The sequence below is a fragment of the Mucilaginibacter sp. P2_A4 genome, assembly GCF_056405015.1.
The window spans coordinates 1-20,421 of sequence record NZ_JBFUCX010000003.1; the positions used below are offsets into that span (position 1 = coordinate 1).

Below are 20,421 nucleotides of genomic sequence, written 5' to 3' on the forward strand. Positions count from 1 at the left end.
GGTGAAAGATTGGTGAAAGATTGTTCCTGGGATGATAAAGTATTGAGGAAAAAAGCGGTGATCTGGCTGGCTGACACCATCGGCAAACCGGTATTGAAACTCACCGAAGAGGATTACAATAACCATGGCATGGCACAGCTTGCCGTGGAGCAGGGACCCGTTTACAACATCAACATCGATATTTTTAACCAGATCCAGCATACCATTACCGGCTGGCCGGGGGGTAAACCGGATGCGGATGATTCCCAGCGCCCGGAAAGGGCTTTGCCGGCCAAGAAACGCTCGGTGATCTTTTCCCCGCATCCCGATGATGACGTGATCTCTATGGGAGGTACGTTTATCCGCCTGGTGGACCAGGGGCATGATGTGCATGTGGCTTACCAGACCTCGGGCAATACCGCCGTTTGGGATGATGATGTACTGCGTTACATGGAATTCGCCATCGATTTTACCCACAGTATTGGTGAGGATAATGGGCATCTGACTTCCTTATACGAAGAGATGCGCGCCTTTTTCCCGCAGAAACAGCCTAACCAGATCGATACCCGCGAAATCCGGGATGTGAAAGGTTTTATCCGTAAAACCGAGGCCATCTCGGGTGCCCGTTATGCGGGTTTAAGCGATGACCATATCCATTTTATGGCCCTGCCTTTTTACGAAACGGGCAAAACCAAGAAAAACACGGTTGGCGAGGAAGATATCCAGTTAACCATCGACCTGCTTCAAAAGATAAAACCGCAGCAGATCTTTGCTGCCGGTGATTTCGCTGATCCGAATGGTACGCACCTGGTATGTTTCAACATTATCCTGGCCGCCCTTAACCGTCTGAAAGCAACCGAAGACTGGGTAAAGGATTGCTGGCTGTGGATGTACCGCGGGGCATGGCACGAGTTTGAAACCCACGAGATTGAAATGTCGGTGCCTTTATCACCCGAAGAGGTGATCCGCAAACGGAACGCCATCTTCAAACACCAGTCGCAAAAAGACCGCCCGGTATTCCCCGGTGATGATGCACGCGAGTTTTGGGTAAGGGCTGAAGACAGAACACGTGATACCGCAAAACGGTATGACCGTTTAGGGCTTGCTGAGTATGAAGCGATGGAAGCGTTTAAACGATATATATTTTAAAAACATTCTATTACCCCATCTGCAGTGTCATCACAGCCGATTTACTTTAACAATTCATAATGGAAGCTCCCTGGGCAACGGGGAACCAATGTAATATTAATAGCGCATAGCGATGGGTTTAAAAACTCATCGCTATATTTATAAAATAACAATCGCAGACTATGAGTGCAACCATTACTACCGAAAAGCCGGCAAGGCTTCTCTCTTTAGATGTTTTTAGAGGCCTCACCATAGCTGCCATGATCCTGGTTAACGACCCCGGCGATTGGGGCCATATCTATGCACCATTAGAGCATTCCAAATGGAATGGCTGCACACCTACCGACCTGGTGTTTCCGTTTTTCCTGTTCATGGTTGGGGTATCGGTGGTGTACGCTATGGAGAGTAAGAAGGCGGCTATGCCCCATGGAAAGTTAATTTTAACGGCCCTTCGTCGTACGGCAATCTTGATCGCTATTCCCTGGATCACTCAATTGATATTTCATCCCGATGGGGGCTTCGCACATTTACGCATGCCGGGGGTACTACCTCGTATAGCGCTGGTTTATTTTATCTGTACGGTACTCTATCTAAAAACATCCCAAAAAACACGCGATTGGATTTTTGCCGGCGCATTAGTTGGATACTTTATCATCATGACCTTTATCCCTGTACCGGGCGTAGGTTACGCCAACCTGGAGCCAGAAACCAATATGGGGGCGTGGATAGACAGATTGGTATTTACCACAAACCACCTCTGGCGCGAATCGCATACCTGGGATCCGGAGGGCTTGCTGGGTACTTTGCCGGCAATGGCTACCGGCCTGTTTGGTATAAGAGTTGGCACCTGGCTTAAACGTAAAGACCGTGATGACCAGGTTAAGGTAAGCTGGATGTTTACCTATGGCGTATTAGCCGTTATAGCAGGATTGGCCTGGGACTTGTTTTTCCCCATCAATAAAGCCTTATGGACAAGCTCGTTTGTGCTTTACACCGGCGGGCTTGCCACAATAGCACTCGCCTTAAGCTATTGGCTTATTGATGTACAGGGGCATAAAAAATTTACGTATTTCTTTGTGGTTTTTGGAGCAAATGCCATTACCGCATATGTGCTATCAGGTTTCATTCCTCATTATATGGGTATGATAAAAATTGGCGGAGGATCAATTTATCATACTTTTTTCGCCCCTTATTTTTCACCAATAAACGCGTCGTTGGTCAGCGCCATATTTACAGTCATTATTTTATGGCTGGTGATGTGGATACTGTATATTAGGAAAATATTTATCAAAATATAATAAATGAAACTTAACCTTACCTTTTTTGCCCTTGTTGGCATTATCTTTTTATCAACTACCAGCCTAAAGGCACAAACAACTACCGATTCATTTACGCCATCGCATTTAAAAGCAGCACAGCAATATTTAATTGCAACCGGTATAAACACGCAGTTTGAAGGAATTATAGATAATATGATCAGCGCATCAAGTGCGCAAATTCCAGAAGCACAACGACCAACATTTTTAAAAGTAATGAGAGTGTTTATGAGCAAATATTACACCTGGGATACGCTGAAAGATCGCTTTGCCAAACTGTATGCATCTGAGCTTTCTGAAGTGGAACTTAATCAACTATCTACCTTTTATAATTCACCAATTGGTAAAAAAATAAGCTCAAAAACACCCCTCTTAATGCAAAAAAGCATGGCTATTGGGCAACAAACAATTGCTGTTCACAGGTCAGAACTTGAGCAAATGATGAAAGACGCCTTTCAAACGATAGAAGCCCCTGCTAAACAATAAATTAACCGGCAACAATTTGTAACTAATAATTTCGTTTAGCATCTTAGCATAAAATATTCCCTAAACAATATATGAATTTAAACAAACAACTTTCTGTAGCAGCTATAGCTTTGCTTATAGCCTCGGGAGGTGCTTTTGCACAAGTAAAAAAAAGGCCGGCTCCATCGCCAAAAAGCAAACCCGTTGCAGCACAACTACTTGCAAAAGGCGATGTTTTACCTATTGATAAACAGGTGATCATTGGCAAATTACCAAACGGATTAACTTATTACATCAGGCAAAATGTTGAACCCAAAAACAAAGCCGAACTTTACCTGGTAAACAAGGTAGGATCGGTGTTGGAAACCGACGATCAGCAGGGGCTGGCGCATTTTACAGAGCATATGGCTTTTAATGGCACCCGCGATTTCCCCAAAAATCAAATGGTTGATTACCTGCAAAAATCAGGCGTGAAATTTGGCGCCGATTTAAATGCCTATACTTCATTTAACGAAACCGTTTACCAGTTACCTATACCAACAGATACCGCTGCAATTTTCAACAATGGTTTTAAAATACTGGCCAACTGGGCAGGCTATGTAAGCTTTGATCCTACGGAGATAGATAAAGAGCGTGGCGTTGTTTTAGAAGAAGAACGCTTACGCGGAAAAAATGCACAGGAACGCCTGCAACAACAGGTACTTCCCGTACTGCTTAATAACTCGCGTTATGCTTTACGCCTGCCAATAGGGAAAGAAGATATCCTTAAAAACTTTAAACCGGAAACCATCAAGAGCTTTTACCATGATTGGTACCGCCCAGATTTGCAGGCGGTAATAGCCGTTGGTGATTTTGACCCCAAACAGGTTGAAGCGCTCATCAAACAAAACTTTTCTGGCTTACAAAATCCAGCTGGCGAAAAACCACGTGTAAAATATACAGTACCTGCTACGCCAGGCACCGTTGTTAAAATAGCTACGGATAAAGAGTTCCCTTACACACTTGCTCAAATTGTTGTAAAGCATCCGGGCACAACTGTTAAAAACACTAACGACTATATGCAGAGCGTTAGGGTACAACTATTTAACCAGATGTTAAATTCCCGCCTAGGCGAATTGTTGCAAAAACCAAATCCGCCGTTTTTATTTGGCCGTTCAAGCTATGGTGGCTTTTTAGGGGAGCAGGATGCATTTACATCTATAGCTGTAGCAAAACCGGGTGAACTGGAAGGTGCAATTAAAGCTGTAGTAGCCGAAACTGAAAGAGCACGCAAATTTGGTTTTACACTTACCGAATTGGAGCGCGCCAAGCAAGATGCTTTGGTACAAATGGGCAATGCCTATAAAGAACGTGATAAAACAAGATCGGCAAACTTTGTACGTGAGTACCAGCAGCACTTTTTAGAGGGTGAAGCCATACCGGGTATTGATTTTGAATACAATTTTTACGTAAACAACATTGGTAAAATTACCCTGGCCGAAATGAACGCCCTTGCAGGCAAATTTATTGGCGATCAAAACAGGGCAGTGATTGTTGAAGCTCCCGAAAAAGATAAGGCTACCTTACCATCGGAAAGCACTTTATTGCAATGGATCAGCAGCGCTGGCCAAAATGTTACTGCTTATGTTGATAATGTATCGTCGGACCCATTATTAAGCAAATTACCGGAAGGCACTAAAGTGGTTAACACCGCGGCCGATTCGGCTATTGGTACAACAACCTTAACTTTGGGTAATGGCCTTAAGGTAGTACTTAAACCAACCGACTATAAAAACGACCAGATCCTGATAAACGGCTACGCATTTGGCGGTTCGTCATTGGCCAGCGATGATGATTTTACATCAGCCAACCTGGCGTCGTCTATCATCAGTAACAGCGGTGTTGCCCAGTTTAACCAGGGTATGCTTGATAAAAAACTGGCCGGCAAAAATTTAAATATCAGTCCTTACATCAGCGAGTTTGCACAAGGCATTACCGGGAGCTCATCACCTGCCGATTTTGAAACCGCGTTACAACTCATCTACCTCTATTTTACGCAACCACGTAAGGATAATGATATTTGGCAATCAACAATTTCCCAAACCAAATCTGTACTGGCCAATAGAGGTCTTGATCCGCCGAGTGTGTTCCAGGATACCGTATCGGCCGTTTTAAGTAGCTATAATTTTAGGGGGATGGTAACTAAGCCCGAAAGACTAAACGCCGCTACGCTTGATAAAGCATATACTTTTTATAAAAACAGGTTTGCCGATGCCAGCAACTTTACCTTTACATTGGTGGGTAACTTTGATGTGGAAATGGTGAAACCATACCTGGAGCATTATTTAGGGGGGCTGCCATCAACCAACAGTAAAGAAACTTATAAGAACCTTAAAATTCAACCGCCTGCTGGTGAGATCACCAAAATAGTAAATAAAGGTGTGGCCGAAAAAAGCAGTGTTCAATTGGTTTTTAGTGGAGATTATGACTACAACGATGCTAACAACATCCAGATGGATGCGCTTGAAGAAGTGTTGAACATTAAACTGATTGAGCGTTTACGCGAACAGGAAAGCGGCGTTTACGCTCCTGGTGTAAGGGCGGGTTATCATAAAATTCCTGGCGGCCGATATTCAATCACCGTTTATTTTGGATGCGCTCCTGAAAATGTTGACAAAATGATAGCATCTACTTTAGATGAGATAGCCAAAATTAAACTAAACGGCGCCCAGCCTGCAGATATCCAGAAATTTGTTGCCGAAGAAGCCCGCACAACCCGCGAGCAAATGAAGGAAAACATTTTTTGGGCCGGATACCTTGCTTCATCATCACAAAATGGCGAAAACCCGGATGAGATCCTGAAACATGTAGGCAATCTTGAACAGGTAACCGTTCAAAGCACCAAAGATGCCGCCAACAAATACCTTAGCGGTAAAAACCTGATTAAACTAATACTAATGCCCGAGAAAAAATAACCCTCGCGCTGATACTTAAAAACGCCCTGCCGGATAATCCTGGCAGGGCGTTTTTTGTTGGTCGGTATTTTACGTTAAGCCTGTTTTCTTACTGGCCATTTGTCTCATTAACTATTGCCTACCCTATCCTTCTCATCCGCGGCGCTGCCGTCTGATCGTTTAGCCACCTTGTATGATTTGCCAAAACGATAGGTAAAGGCAAGTGTAAACACCCTTGTATCTCTTCGTAATTTAAAATATTCGGTAGCGTTAGGGAACTGGGTTAGCCCTTCCATCGCATTGGTATAAAAAATATCCCGCGCGCTGAACTTTAAAGTGGCCTTCTTTTTTAACAAGGGCCTTGATATGCCCAGGGATAACTGCCCGGTGGGGGATAATAATTCCTGCACATCGTTGCGGGCCTTTGTGGTATAAAAACCAGAGATCTCGGCGGTATAAATTTTGGCTATGGTAAACTGGTTATTAGCATTAAGATTAAGTTGATCTATTTTACTGGTATAAGTATTGCCGTTAAAGCCTTTCAATTGCTTGTGATTATACAGGGCCTCCATGGTTACATTCCACCAGTTAAACGGCGATACCGAGAGTGTGGATGACAGGCCCAAATTATAAGTACTGCCAACATTGCCTTGCGTATACAAAAGTATTCCCTTGGCGGCATCGTTAAGAAACAGCTGCGAAAAGTAATTTTTGATATTGCTGTAAGATATACTTGTAGTAAGCAGGTTTTTATATTGGTGGCTTAGCTCAAAATTCCAGCTGTACTGCGGCAAAAGGTATGGGTTACCTGTTTGGTAAGTATACTTGTTAATGATAATATAAAACGGATTCAGGTTTTGAAATACCGGTCTGTCAATCCGCCGGCCAGCCGTTAATGTGACGCTGTTGGAAGAATCAGCCTGGTAACTAATGTAACCACTGGGGAAAAAGCCGCCGTAATTGCGGGAGAAGGCCGAATCCTTTTGAATAGCATTCCCCAGCTGATGGGCTTTGTAACTGATATACTCGTACCTGATACCAGCCTGAACAGTTAACTTCGAATACTTCTTTTCAAAAGTGCTGTAAACGGCATTGATATTCTCTTTGTATAAAAAATGATTGCTTTTACTGTAGTCTTCCGTCCACTGCAAATCATCAAGATTTTCATACAATGCTGTATTATCGGTATTACTATAAGATGATTTGTAGCCCGACTGAAATGTGCCACTTTTATCCGTACGCAAGGTATAATCAACCTTTCCCGAAACAATGTTTATGATTGTAGGCACGTTGCCGCGGTATATATCCTGGTACCCGCCTGGAGCAAGCAAGGTATTGTTGAAGCTTTGTTGAGTAAGGAAATTATAATGCAGCCAATCAATATCAGCCCCAAGATCCTGCGAGGGAGATATACTGTGCTGGGCATTTAAATTTATAGAACCGTTTTTAAAATGGGTATGGCTTTTGTTGGTGGTTGCTATGGCAGAATCAACTGCGTTATCAGTATTTAACCAGTTGGCTATCGCCCTGTTATTGCCATGCCTGCCAACAAGAGTACCACTCAATACAATACCTAAAGTTGTTTTAGGGCTAACATAATAATCAAGCCCGGTTTTAATAGTATTGTTTAAAGACGTACCTGATAAGTAAGACGACTGATCAAGCTTTGCTGTTAATATATTGTTGGCATCGTAATATTTTCTGAGCGCATACAGATCTAACAGGTACTCCACAAAATTCATGTTGTAATTAAAAAAGGTATTGATCTTCCCTGTGCGATAATTTAAAACCAGGCTATTGCTGTTTTTGGGATAAACACCTTGCCCAACCGAAGTTGTAAAAGAGCCGTTGAAGCCCTTTTGTTTATTCTTTTTTGTTTTAATGTTGATAATCCCCGCATTGCCGCTTGCATCATACCTCGCAGTAGGGTTGGTAATAAGTTCTATCTGCGCCACCTGTGCCGAGCTCATACTGCTCAGCAAGTTGTTCAGGTCGGCACCGGATAGGTAGGTAGGTTTATCATCTATCATAACCAAAACGCCGGCTTTACCTTGCAAGGCTATGCCTCCGTTCCGATCAACAGTTACTCCCGGCGATTTCTCCAAAACCTCCAGTACGGTTGATCCTATACTGGTAACAGAAGCATCCACATTCAACACCGTTTTACCCTCTTTTTGCTGAACAAAGGAGGTATTGGCAACAATGCTCACTTCCTGCAATGCTGTACTTGATGGTTGTAATATCACGGTATCGGCATATACGTTAACAGGGAAGTGGTAAACACGGGTACTTTGGGGCTTATAGCCTGTATAGGTAATTAAAAATGTATATGCACCAGCCGCAATGTCGCTAAATGAAGCCTCTCCCATTATATTGCTCATGATAGTCTTTACAGGCTTATCACCCTGTACCAATTTTACCGTAGCCCCCGCTGCCGGCTGCGACTTTTCATTTAAAACTGTAATTACAAATTCAGACTTATCCGTATATGCCGGTTGACTATAAACACCTGAACAAAGAAATAACAACAAAATAAAGCAGTACCTTTTTAACATCATATCAACTAATGTAATCAGAAATTCATAACTAAGACGCATACTGTCTTTAAGTGTTACATCGGTTATATGCCGCCCTGCGTAAATGCAATATCTTACGGTACTCCTTTGATCAAATGGCCAATGCGCATTTACAATTGGAAAGCGGAAGGGCTTTAGGGAAGGTAACGCTGGCATTTTAAGTCAACACATCAGGGGGTGATCACCTGCTTTGCCCCTTAAATTTCCTTTTATATATTTGAGTTAAATGCATCTTCTTTCCATCAGCCAACAAATTCTGCAGGGAATTAAGCAAACCAGCTACCTGGAGTGGATAGGGGCTATTACAGGCATTGCCTGTGTTTACCTGGCTGCCAGGCAAAATATCTGGAACTGGTTAACCGGCATCATCAGCGTAACGGCTTACCTCATTGTTTTTTTTGAGAATGGACTGTTTGGCGATGCTTACCTGCAGATTTATTTCCTGGGTACAGGGATTTATGGCTGGTATTTTTGGTTGCGAAAAAAAGAGAGACACGAAAAACCGGTGAGCAGCCTTAGTCCAAAAGAATATGGATTGGTGATCCTGGCTACATTGGCTTTATCATTATTATTGGGCTTATATCTTCAAAAATTCACCTCGAGTACCGTTCCTTATATCGATGGCTTTTGTACAGCAATAAGCTTTGTGGCGCAATTGCTCATGACCCGGAAGATACTCCAAAACTGGGCGCTTTGGGTATTTGTTGATATTTGCTATGTGCCGCTATACATTTATAAAAGCCTGTATCTAACTGCCATATTATATATTGTGTTGCTGATATTGGCTACTATAGGTTATATTGACTGGTATAAGGAATATAAAGCAATAAAACCTGCCGAAGAAGTATAACTTCTACTCAAAAACCATCTCGTCATCAACCCATCCATCCAGTTCATATGGATTATGGCTTACTATGAGGGTTGTTGTGCCCAGTTCCTGCAAAATCATTTTTAATTCGGCTATCAGTTCCGTTTTCATTTTAGGGTCGAGCGCGGAGAAGGGCTCATCCATTAAAAGCAGTTTGGGTTTGGTAGTCAGGGCTCGCAGGATAGCCAGGCGTTGTTGTTGCCCACCAGATAAATACTCCGGCTTATGCGTTTGTAACGTTTCCAGCTTGCCTAATAATAGTAATCGTTTTATCCATTGTGCATCAGTGGTGGCATATTCCAGGTGCTGCCTCACAGTCATATTGGGGAACAGGGCATATTGCTGAAATACAAAGCCCAGATTCCTTTTTTGAGTAACTAAATTAACCTTTGCTGCTGTATCAAACCAGGTAACACCATCGGCAATAATTGTTCCTTTTTCGGGCTTGATTAAACCTGCAATCAATTTAAGGAAAGTGGTTTTACCGGATCCAGAAGGCCCATATATTTTGGTGATACTGCCTGTAATGAATTGCTTATCAATCCGCAATACCTGCTGGCCATGGTAGGCTTTCAATCTTTTTTCGATAGCTATACTGATCATCCTAAAGGGCTTTTGGCTCGATACCTGTTAAACACAAAAACAGCTATTACCAGTACAAACGTAATGGAAAACAAAATGAGCGAATAATTATTGGCCGCCGCATAATCCATTTTCTCTACCGAATCATATACCGCTATGGAAGCTACCCGGGTAACGCCGGGTATGTTGCCACCTATCATCAGCACCACCCCAAACTCGCCCAGGGTGTGGGCAAACGTGAGTACAATAGCTGTTAATAACGATGGCTTAATATTGGGCAATAAAACGCTTTTAAATGTTTGCCACTGGGTTTTACCTAAAGTATACGAAGCCTCTGATAAAGCAGCGGGTAATTGCTGCAAAGCAGATTTTACCGGACCAACCATAAAGGGCATACTGTAAATTACCGAAGCCAGCACCAGGCCCTGGAACGAGAATACAAACTGTACATCAAAACTATCATGCAACCATTTACCCAGGCCGTGCTGCGGACTAAAAGCCAGCAACAAGTAAAACCCCAATACCGATGGCGGCAATACCAATGGCATGGTAATAATAGCTTCAATAATAATTTTAAAAAAAGATGTTCCCCGCGAAAGCCACCAGGCAAACGGCACACCAATAACCAGCAGCAAAGCTGTTGTAATACCGGCCAATTTTAAAGTAAGCCATATTGGGGAAAGGTCCATCAACAAAAATAGGGGTTATTGCATATGGTAACCATAGCTTGTAAAAATACTTTTAGCTGCCGGGCTTAAAATATACCTGTAAAATTTTTCGGCCCCAGCGTTGCCTGCTCCATGTTTTAATATTACCATACCCTGCAATATAGGTGTATAATCCTTAGGGTTGATAACCTTATAATATAAAGCGGTTTTATGTTCTGTTTCCTTAATAAATGATTGTGTGGTAAACCCAATATCGGCAACCCCGGTTGTGATGTAGGTATTTACCTGCGATATACTTTCACCATAAACTGTTTTAGACTTTACATCATCCAAAATGCCCTTCTTTTTTAATACTTCTTCGGCTGCTTTGCCGTAGGGCGCTATTGCCGGGTTGGCTATTGCAATCTTTTTTACCCTGGCGGTTAATAAAAGCCGTTCCCAATTATTAAAGCCGATATTTTGCCAGCTACAGATAATGAGACTACCCTGGGCGTAAACGACCGGTTTATCTGTAGCGAAGCCATTTTTAAACAAAGTTTCGGGGAAACTCATATCGGCAGATAAAAACACATCAAAGGGAGCACCATTACTGATCTGCGCCACCAACTTGCCCGATGAGCCGATGACAGGTTCAATTACAATTCCCGTTTTTTGCTTGAAATCTTTTTGCAATGCCTCAATAACCGATTGCAGGTTGGCTGCAGCCGCAACCCGCACATTTTGCGCATATCCGGGCAAATGTGCCATTATGCTCAAAGCAATAAAAAAAAATATACTTTTTAATGGCTTGCTATTGTATTGTTCGTGCTTCATGGTTTTTTATTTTTATCTACTAAGCCGGCGTCGGTTTCTATTGGTATTAAAGCGTATCAGAAATAAAAAAACAACGGGCTCAACGGTATAACAGCACAAATATATACTTGTTATGCCGTTTATTGATTTATATATTAGTGGAGTTCCGCAGTTAAATAAACCAATTTTACATCAATTTAAAACAAAAAAGCTTTAATAAAGACCTGCCTTTCTATGAAAAAAAATTTCAGTAAAGCCCTTCTGGTACCCCTTATTACACTTGCCATTTTAGGTGCCGAAGCCTGTAGCAAAAAAACTACTGTTGCTACGCCCTCGCCCGTTACACTGGTAACGCCAACACCCTCTTTAACCAGCGATGTTGCCATGTGGCTTACCACTGCAGATCAATCTCAGGCTTTTACTAAACAAAACGTAGCTATAAACTTTGGCACCGGCACAACAGCCGGTACCGTCATTAATATAGATGCCGCTACAACTTACCAAACCATTGAAGGCTTTGGCTATTGCCTTACCGGGGGCAGCGCACAGGTTATTAACCTGATGAACGATGCACAAAAAACCGAGCTGTTAACAGACCTGTTTGCAACAGATGGCACACACATCGGCGTAAGTTACCTCAGGATCAGCATTGGCGCATCAGACATGAGCGCCTTTGATTATACCTATGATGAAGTTACGCCCGGCCAAACCGATATCGACCTTAAAAGCTTCTCTATAGTTCAGGAAAAAACAGATCTGATCCCTGTATTAAAAAAGATCCTCGCTATCAATCCAAACATAAAAATTCTGGCCTCCCCATGGACCGCCCCAACCTGGATGAAAAGCGCCGTAATTGGCGATGGCGGTTTTAAAGGCGGAAGTTTAAACACTGCTTATTATGATGCCTATGCCCGCTATTTTGTAAAATACATACAGGCCATGAAAGCCGAGGGTATAGCCATTGATGCCATTACCCCGCAAAATGAGCCGCTAAATGCCTATAACAACCCCGCGATGACCATGCAGGCCAGCGAACAGGCCGATTTTATAAAAAACAACCTGGGGCCGCAATTTAAAACAGCGGGGCTAAGCACCAAAATTATAGCCTATGACCATAATGCCGACCATACCGATTACCCTACGGATATTTTTAAGGATGCTGTTGCCAGCGCCTATATTGATGGTTCTGCATTCCATTTGTATGCGGGCAATATTAATTCGCTTTTGGCCCTGCATGATGCCTATCCCAACAAGAACCTTTATTTTACCGAGCAGTACACGCCATCAGAAGGAGGTTTTGCCGGCGACCTTTCCTGGCATTTTACCAACTTAATTATTGGGGCTACCCGCAACTGGTGCCGCAATGTATTGGAATGGAACCTAGCCACCGACCCAAGTTACGGCCCTCATACCGGCGGTGGCTGCAGTACCTGCCGTGGCGCTATCACCGTTAACGCATCATCGGGTGTTACCCGCAATGTATCCTATTATATAATAGCCCATGCATCAAAATTTGTAAGGCCCGGCGCAGTGCGGATAGCCTCAGATTACCTATCGGCATTACCTAACGTAGCATTCAAAAACACCGATGGATCAAAGGTGCTCATTGTTTTAAACCCCGGCAGTACACCACAAACTTTCAGCTTTAAAATTGATGGTAAATCAGCGTCTACAACGCTTGCAGCAGGCGCAGTTGCTACTTATGTGTGGTAATTTTCAATACTTTATAAAAGTTTCATTAAAGTTAATTTACTTCAAAAAAATCTTTAAATAACTGTATTATATACTTTTAATAGGATTATAAAAAGAAATATACTATTATTGTATCCGGCCTGACGCTAACCAAACTAACCAGCTTTCGTACCTGCAAAACCAAGCTGCGGGTACGAAAGAAAATTACCCCGTTACCTGCGTATGTATAAACTTTTATCGAGATATTTTACCCTGGCTTTACTGTTATTTTTTTGCCTCATCAATAGCGTATCTGCACAAACTGCCGTACCGCTAAATGATAAAGTTAAGCAGCACATATTTGAATACAAGCAGGTGTATTATTTTGAAGATACTACAGCTCAGTTAAAATTCAGCGAGGCCGATATCTCCGCTTTTGACAAACATTTCCGGGTAAATCCAGAACCTACCCCGGTTACCCGGAACGTTAAATCCGCCTATTGGTACCGTATAAAAATAGGCCATACCGCCGGCACTAAAAACAACTGGCTGCTGGAGTTTTTTGATCAGACGATAGATAGCATTACCGTTTATTCGCCCACCGCTCCCAATAAATATACCCCAACACTTTTGGGCAGCAGCCGTCCCTTTTCGGATAGGTTTTATCACCATAAAAATTTCAGTCTGAATTTAAATACCCCTAAAGACGCGGATGCCATCTATTACATCCGCATCAGATCGCACCATTCTGTAAACGTAATTATGGTTTTGCGTACGGTGAGCTGGTTTATCAGCTACGCGCTTGATGAGTATTTCTTTTTTGGGGTGTTTTATGGAATGATACTGGTTTTCGGCCTGTATAACCTCATGATGTTTATAGCTATGCGCAAGGTGCAGTACCTGTACTACATCGCCTATAACATCAGCATTGGCCTTTATGAAATGTGTGCCGATGGCATAGCCTATCAATACATCTGGCCCAACAATCCGGGCTGGAATCAGTATGCTTATGGCATAGCCTTGTTTGCCGCCAGTATTTTTGCTGTGCTGTTTACCCAAAGTTTGCTCAATTTAAAGGTAAACGCGCCCCGTTTACATCAAGCTACCAGTTTGGTAATAGTATTGCGTTGCTTGTATTTCCTGGCTTGCATCACCATAAACAACAGTTGGTTTAACTATAAAATTATTGAGTTTATACCCCTGCTGCTGGCCTTTTATGCGGGCTGCTATACCTGGGCTACCGGGTATAAACCAGCCCGTTTTTTTGTTATCGGTTATTGCTTTTTGCTGATAGGCTTTGTTATTAAAAGCTGCATTGCCTTAAATATGTGGTTTTTGCCGGTTACCGAGTTTGATTACTATAGCCTGAGCGTTTGTTTTATTACCGAAATGCTTTTCATCTCCTTTGCCATTGGCGATAAAGTGAGGATCCTGAAGAAGGAAAAGGATGATGCCCAGCAGGATATTATTCAACAAATGAAGCAGAATGAGGAATTAAAAGACATTTTGAATAAACGCCTGGAAGAGCAGGTACAGCAACGCACCAAAGAGCTGGTTGAAAAATCATCCATGATTGCCGAGCAGAACGAGGAGCTGCGATCAGTGAACGACCTGCTGCAGCACCAGGCCGAAGAAATTTCGCGCATGAATGTGCTGCTCGAAAAAGACAATGTTACCCTGCATAACAACATCGAGAAGGTAACTCACGACCGTGTAATGTCGGCCGAGGTAGATTTTGAGGAGTTCAGCAGGATTTATCCCGATAGGGAAACCTGTTTCAAATTCTTGTCCGATCTGAAATGGGAGAACGCTTACGCCTGCCGAAAATGTAGTGGTACGCATTATGGCGGCGGGCATTTACCTTATAGTCGCAGGTGTTCAAAATGCGGTTACGAAGAATCGGTGATAGCCTATACCATTTTACAAAACACCCGCATCCCTATCAACAAAGCCTTTTACATGATTTTTTTAATGTACTCTACCAAAGGCAAGATCTCATCCCATAAACTATCCGAAATCCTGTCTATCCGTCAAAGTACCTGCTGGGCCTATAGCACGCGAATTAAAAAGGCAATGGAGGCCCGCAAAAAGGAGATCAAGAACGCAGGGTCAAAGGGCTGGAGTAAATTGGTGATTGATAATTCGGTGGATTGAACGAAGATTAGGTCTTAAAGTGCTAAAAATGCACCTTAATTATGGTGAAAAATACATTTTCCATGATCTAAGGGCTTGATTTTGTGATGTCCCCCGGTCGGGTAACCTCTCCGAGACAAAATATCTTATAACCATCTTTTTCTACAAGCAGGTTATCTCTACGGGATATTTTTTCGTCGATTTACAATTTCTCAGCAATTTCAAATGCCTCGGAGAGGCTACATATTTGTAGAAAAACATCAGAAATATTCTTTTGCTCCATGGGAGCTACCCTAATTTCGTTGTCATTGTACCACTTCCTGAGGTTATCGCTTTAGTCTTTTTCCATTGTTTGTGTCCTCAAACAACGATGAAGATAAATCGATTCTAAGAAAAACAAGCGACCTGACATGGCGTCTTTGCGCGAAACCTATTAACTTAATGGCATCTCAATTATCTTGCTTATAAACACTGCAGTCCTATCGGTCGCGATCATATTTTTTTTCTTTAAAATTAACTGCGACACAAGCGTATCACAAAAAAAATACATCTCCTAAAAATCCTTTAACAAATCATCTAATGGCATATTTTTCAGTTTTATGCCTGCGTTCCAACCGTATTAAAATATACATAATATACTATTAATCAGTTATTTACGAACATTGCTATTGTTATTTACGTTTAAAATAACATAGATTTGTTTTACAATTATAAACCAGACATAAGCCTGTCTTCCTGAAAAACTATTTTGAGCTATGCTATTTTGCCTGCGTTCAAACTACTGTATTTTAAGCATTGATTAAATCAATAAAGCGATTTAGCAGATGCGTAGACAGCTTTTTGCCATGGAATTTTGTGTGCAATCAATTAAACCAAATAATAATTTTATGAAGATCAATTACAAATTCAAGTGGCTGGCAGCCCTCACCCTGCTACCTGCTGTCCTGTTATTTTCCTGTAAAAAGGATGCCAACACCGGAACGGCAAACGCCCAGACAAAAACCGGAACAATAGCCCGTGCCGCCAATGAAGTGGTGAATGCATGGGTAACCACATCCGACCAATCGAAGCTTTTGCAGGCACAAACCAGTTTTAATTTCGCCGCGGACGCGGGCACAAATGCCACAACTGTAACAGTTGACGAGAATACCACTTACCAGGGTATTGATGGTTTCGGTTTTACTTTAACTGGCGGCAGCGCCGGTTTATTAAACGGTCTTGGCGGCAACCAGGCCGCTGTTTTAAGCGAGCTTTTCGGCACAGCGAACGGGCAGATCGGCATCAGCTATCTACGGATCAGCATTGGCGCATCAGACCTGAGTTCCAGCGATTTTACCTACAACCAGGTAGCGGGCGATGTGAATATGACCAATTTCAGCATCAGCCAGGAAAATCAGGATATGCTGCCCATCTTGAAAAAGATTATCGCCATCAATCCATCCATCAAAATTATTGCCACCCCCTGGACAGCCCCAACCTGGATGAAAGTTAACACCACAGGCAACAATGGCTATACAGGCGGTAGTTTAAATACGGCCTATTATGATGCCTATGCCCGCTATTTTGTAAAATACTTACAAGCCATGCAGGCACAGGGTATTACCATTGATGCCATTACCCCGCAAAACGAGCCGCTAAACCCCTACAACAACCCAAGTATGGAGATGCAGGCAACAGAGCAGGCTACTTTTATTAAAAACAATCTTGGTCCGCAAATACGGGCGGCAGGCTTCGCCACCAAGATCATCGCTTATGATCATAATGCCGATGTGCCCAGCTATGCCACCACTGTTTTAGGCGATGCCGGCGCCAATGCTTATGTTGATGGTTCCGCTTTTCACCTGTATGCAGGTGATATCAGCGCGTTAACAACTGTTCATAATGCCTACCCCAATAAAAACGTTTATTTCACCGAGCAGTGGGTTGGCGCGCCAAGCAATTTTGGCGGCGACCTTTCATGGCATGTAAATACCCTCATTATTGGCGGTACCCGTAACTGGAGCCGAAACGTATTGGAGTGGAACCTGGCTGCCGACCCCAATAATAACCCGCATACCGCAGGCGGTTGCAGCACTTGCCTGGGTGGTATAACCGTAAGCGGAACTTCTATTACCCGCAATGTTGGTTATTATATTATTGGTCATGCCGCCCGTTTTGTTAGACCGGGGGCTATGCGTATTTCTTCCAACCTTTCTGGCAGTATCCAAAACGTAGCCTTTAAAAACTCCGATGGCAGCAAGGTGCTAATCGCGCTTAATAATGGCTCATCTGCAGTTAGTTTTAAAGTTAAATGGGGTACAGAATCATTCACTTATTCTTTAGCAGCCGGTGCCGTGGCAACCTTTAAATGGAGTGGTACCCAATCAAGCGGATCATCATCCGGTGCTCCCATTGGCTCTGTTATTACATTGAAAGGCATCAACAACCAATATGTAAGCAGCGAAAACGGCACCGTGGCCATGAATTGTAACCGTCCAACCGCTTCTGCATGGGAGCAATTTACCGTAGTTGACGCCGGCGCAGGCAAGATAGCCTTACAAGGCATGGGCAAATATGTATCATCAGAAAACGGCACACAAGCCATCACCTGTAACCGCGCTACTTATGGCGATTGGGAGAAATTTGACTGGGTGGTTAATGCCGATGGTAAAATATCACTGAAAGGCAACAACGGCAAATATATCTCGAGCGAGAACGGCACACAGGCCATGACCTGTAACCGGGCCACCATATCTGGCTGGGAAGCTTTCGGGGTAAATCAATAATTAAACTTATGTAATTAAAAAAAATGTCATTTCGATAGAGCCAGAGGGGGAAAAGAGTGACGGGGCGAAAGAGAAACTGTTTCTTGAGCGATAGCGAAAAATCTTGTGCAACTTTTCTTGCAAACTTTGCAGATGAGTTTTGCAGAGCGCAGAAGATTCCTCCTCGTACCTCGTTCGGAATGACTTTTTTTTGGGAAGAGTAGAATTAATCATCAAAAATCGCAACCCACCAATTTTATAACACAAAATACCAACCTTATGAATCAATTCTTAAATTATGCAAAAGGAGCCTTTACAATAATGGCCCTTGCCACTTTGGCCATTGCTTGTAAAAAGGACGCGAACAAGCAAGCACCCGCAACCGCGAACACCCAAACCAACCAGGGCACCACCCCGAGGGCGGCAACGCTGGTATGGAGCGATGAGTTTAATGGAACCAGCGTAAACACCGCCAACTGGAACCTGGACAACGGCAACCCAAACGTGAATAACGAGAAGGAATATTACCAATCAGCCAATGCCACCGTATCGGGGGGATATTTAACCATTACTGCCCGCAAGCAAACAGTGGGCGGTCAGCCTTATACATCGGCCAAACTAACCACTGCCGGTAAATTCCAGCCAACTTACGGGCGTATTGAGGCCAGCATTAAGCTGCCTGCTGTGCAGGGAACCTGGCCCGCTTTCTGGATGCTGGGCGCCAATATAGGCACAGCAGGCTGGCCGCAATGTGGCGAAATTGACATTATGGAGCAGGTAAATACCTCGAACACCATTTTAGGCACCATGCATTGGTATGTTAATGGGCATAGTCAATACGGTGGCAGCACTACTACTACACCAACAGGCTTCCATACCTATGCAGTGGAGTGGGATACCAATTCTATCAAATGGTATGTTGATAATACACTTTATGTAACCGGTAATATTGCCAACAACATCAATAATACAGGGGCTTTTCATAATCCATTTTTCATCATCCTTAACCTGGCTATAGGTGGCGATCTGCCGGGCAATACCATTAACGATGGTGCTTTGCCTTGCAACATGGTGGTTGATTATGTACGCGTTTATGATCTTTCGGGCAGTACAACTTCTCCTCCTATCGGTTCAAACATCACCCTTAAAGGTTTCAATAACCAATATGTAAGCGGCGAAAATGGCACACAAGCCATGAATTGTAACCGCCCTACAGCTTCGGCATGGGAAACATTTACGGTTGTTGATGCCGGTGGCGGCAAAGTTGCCTTGCAAAGTATGGGTAAATATGTATCATCAGAAAACGGCGTACAGGCCATTACCTGCAACCGCGCCACTATTGGCGACTGGGAAAAGTTTGACTGGGTGCCCACAACCGATGGTAAAGTAACCCTGCGGGGCAATAATGGCAAGTTTATCTCCAGCGAAAATGGCACACAGGCCATGACCTGCACCCGTGCAACTGCTTCGGGTTGGGAGTCATTTGGGATCAATCAATAGTTATCAATTATATTTAGCCTGCCTTCAACTGCAAGGCAGGCTAATTTTTACCTGATGAAGAAGCTTATAGTTTTTGTTTTAATACTGATGTGCTGCATTAAGCCCCTGCATGCCCAGATGATACAAAAAAAACTACAGGTGGATATATCAACAGGTTACCAGCAGGAAAACTTTCACTGGTCCATATCCGGCAACATCAGCGGGCAAAATCCAAATGTTCTTTCTGAACTTAAATGGACAAAAGTTGCAGGGCAAAATATTGCGGCATCCGCGAGCTGGAATTTTTACAAACGATTAGTTATCTATGCCGATTACTCCCGGCAATTTATATCATCTGGCACGGTAAACGATGTTGACTATAGCGCAGATAACCGAAGCAATTCCACCTATAATGAAACTTTTAATGCCAACAGGGGCAACACCAGTTTATGGAATCTGGGGGCTGGCTATATTATTTTTAATTCGGGTCGCTTCAGCCTTACCTCAGTTTTAGGCTACACCGAAAGTAAAGAGTTACTGCGCCTGCTTGATCGCGGCAACATGTTCCCCAATCTTAATAGTTCCTACTCACCGCGTTGGAAAGGCGGTTTCCTTAAATTGACACCCTCTGTATCGATCATCAAAAAGCTTGAATTTAAAGCTGACATGACTTATCAACAGGTAAGCTACAATAGCAACGGCAACTGGAATTTGATCACCAACTTTCAGCACCCCATCAGCTACCAACACCACGCGAATGGTTACGGCATACAAGCGGGCGGCAAATTAAGTTACCATATTACCAACAATACCGCTATAAACCTTTGCGGCGGCTATTTTACCTGGCAAACCGGTAACGGCACCGATGTACTTTACCTCAGCACTGGCGAGGTTGACAAAACCCAACTGAACAGCGTGTCCCGAAATGGTTTCCAGGTATACGGTGGGCTTAGTTTGATGTGGTAGAGCCAAAAAAGCCTGCCTATTTCTCATCACAATTTGTAGGGAATGCATTATCCTATAACTGAATTTTTGTTTAGTTTCGGATAGAATAAACCACGCTGTTTTAAACCATAACACCTTTCCT

Annotated in this window: 14 protein-coding genes; 10 read left to right on the plus strand and 4 right to left on the minus strand. The window is 43.2% G+C overall.

What is annotated here, in order from left to right; genetic code table 11:
- From AC1DYB_RS06575 to AC1DYB_RS06590, 4 genes are all read left to right on the plus strand, one after another.
- Positions 1-1,128 (plus strand): PIG-L family deacetylase (locus tag AC1DYB_RS06575; RefSeq protein ID WP_477433422.1); only part of this gene is annotated, 1,128 nt, incomplete at its 5' end.
- Between the two features lie 161 nt (positions 1,129-1,289).
- Positions 1,290-2,405 carry an acyltransferase family protein gene (locus tag AC1DYB_RS06580; RefSeq protein ID WP_477433424.1) on the plus strand — a complete coding sequence of 372 codons (1,116 nt, stop codon included), beginning with the start codon at positions 1,290-1,292 and terminating at the stop codon, positions 2,403-2,405.
- Positions 2,406-2,408: 3 nt separating this feature from the next.
- Entirely contained in the window at positions 2,409-2,909 is a 501-nt protein-coding gene (locus tag AC1DYB_RS06585; RefSeq protein ID WP_477433426.1) for a DUF2059 domain-containing protein, read from the plus strand.
- 71 nt (positions 2,910-2,980) lie between these two features.
- Positions 2,981-5,842 (plus strand): M16 family metallopeptidase, encoded by a 2,862-nt coding sequence (locus AC1DYB_RS06590; RefSeq protein ID WP_477433428.1) that lies wholly within the window; start codon positions 2,981-2,983, stop codon positions 5,840-5,842.
- Between the two features lie 107 nt (positions 5,843-5,949).
- On the opposite strand, the gene AC1DYB_RS06595 is transcribed toward AC1DYB_RS06590, so the two are convergent.
- Entirely contained in the window at positions 5,950-8,379 is a 2,430-nt protein-coding gene (locus AC1DYB_RS06595; RefSeq protein ID WP_477433430.1) for an outer membrane beta-barrel protein, read from the minus strand.
- Between the two features lie 244 nt (positions 8,380-8,623).
- Between AC1DYB_RS06595 and pnuC the strand changes: the two genes are divergently transcribed.
- On the plus strand, positions 8,624-9,247 hold the full coding sequence (gene pnuC / locus AC1DYB_RS06600; RefSeq protein WP_477433432.1) for a nicotinamide riboside transporter PnuC: 624 nt from the start codon (positions 8,624-8,626) through the stop codon (positions 9,245-9,247).
- 3 nt (positions 9,248-9,250) lie between these two features.
- Here the strand turns inward: pnuC and AC1DYB_RS06605 are convergent, their stop codons facing one another.
- From AC1DYB_RS06605 to modA, 3 genes are read right to left on the minus strand one after another with little or no spacing between them, the layout of a single operon-like run.
- Complete coding sequence (locus AC1DYB_RS06605; RefSeq protein ID WP_477433435.1) at positions 9,251-9,868, minus strand: ATP-binding cassette domain-containing protein; 618 nt, start codon at positions 9,866-9,868, stop codon at positions 9,251-9,253.
- A complete protein-coding gene (gene modB / locus AC1DYB_RS06610) occupies positions 9,865-10,536 on the minus strand; it encodes a molybdate ABC transporter permease subunit (RefSeq protein WP_477433437.1) in 672 nt (223 codons plus the stop codon). Before modB ends, AC1DYB_RS06605 begins: the two co-directional genes overlap by 4 nt.
- Positions 10,537-10,551: 15 nt before the next feature.
- Complete coding sequence (gene modA / locus AC1DYB_RS06615) at positions 10,552-11,328, minus strand: molybdate ABC transporter substrate-binding protein (protein WP_477433439.1); 777 nt, start codon at positions 11,326-11,328, stop codon at positions 10,552-10,554.
- 213 nt (positions 11,329-11,541) lie between these two features.
- Between modA and AC1DYB_RS06620 the strand changes: the two genes are divergently transcribed.
- The 5 genes from AC1DYB_RS06620 (at position 11,542) to AC1DYB_RS06640 (ending at position 20,300) form a co-directional block, all read left to right on the plus strand.
- Positions 11,542-13,020 carry a glycoside hydrolase family 30 protein gene (locus tag AC1DYB_RS06620; protein WP_477433441.1) on the plus strand — a complete coding sequence of 493 codons (1,479 nt, stop codon included), beginning with the start codon at positions 11,542-11,544 and terminating at the stop codon, positions 13,018-13,020.
- Positions 13,021-13,221: 201 nt separating this feature from the next.
- On the plus strand, positions 13,222-15,132 hold the full coding sequence (locus AC1DYB_RS06625; RefSeq protein ID WP_477433443.1) for a 7TM diverse intracellular signaling domain-containing protein: 1,911 nt from the start codon (positions 13,222-13,224) through the stop codon (positions 15,130-15,132).
- An 866-nt stretch (positions 15,133-15,998) separates the two neighbouring features.
- The gene (locus tag AC1DYB_RS06630; protein WP_477433445.1) at positions 15,999-17,876 is read left to right on the plus strand and encodes a glycoside hydrolase family 30 beta sandwich domain-containing protein; all 1,878 of its coding nucleotides are present in this window, start codon (positions 15,999-16,001) and stop codon (positions 17,874-17,876) included.
- Between the two features lie 258 nt (positions 17,877-18,134).
- Positions 18,135-19,355, plus strand: a complete 1,221-nt coding sequence (locus tag AC1DYB_RS06635; protein WP_477433447.1) for a family 16 glycosylhydrolase — start codon at positions 18,135-18,137, stop codon at positions 19,353-19,355.
- Positions 19,356-19,409: 54 nt separating this feature from the next.
- A complete protein-coding gene (locus AC1DYB_RS06640; RefSeq protein ID WP_477433449.1) occupies positions 19,410-20,300 on the plus strand; it encodes a hypothetical protein in 891 nt (296 codons plus the stop codon).
- The last annotated feature ends 121 nt before the right edge of the window (positions 20,301-20,421 follow it).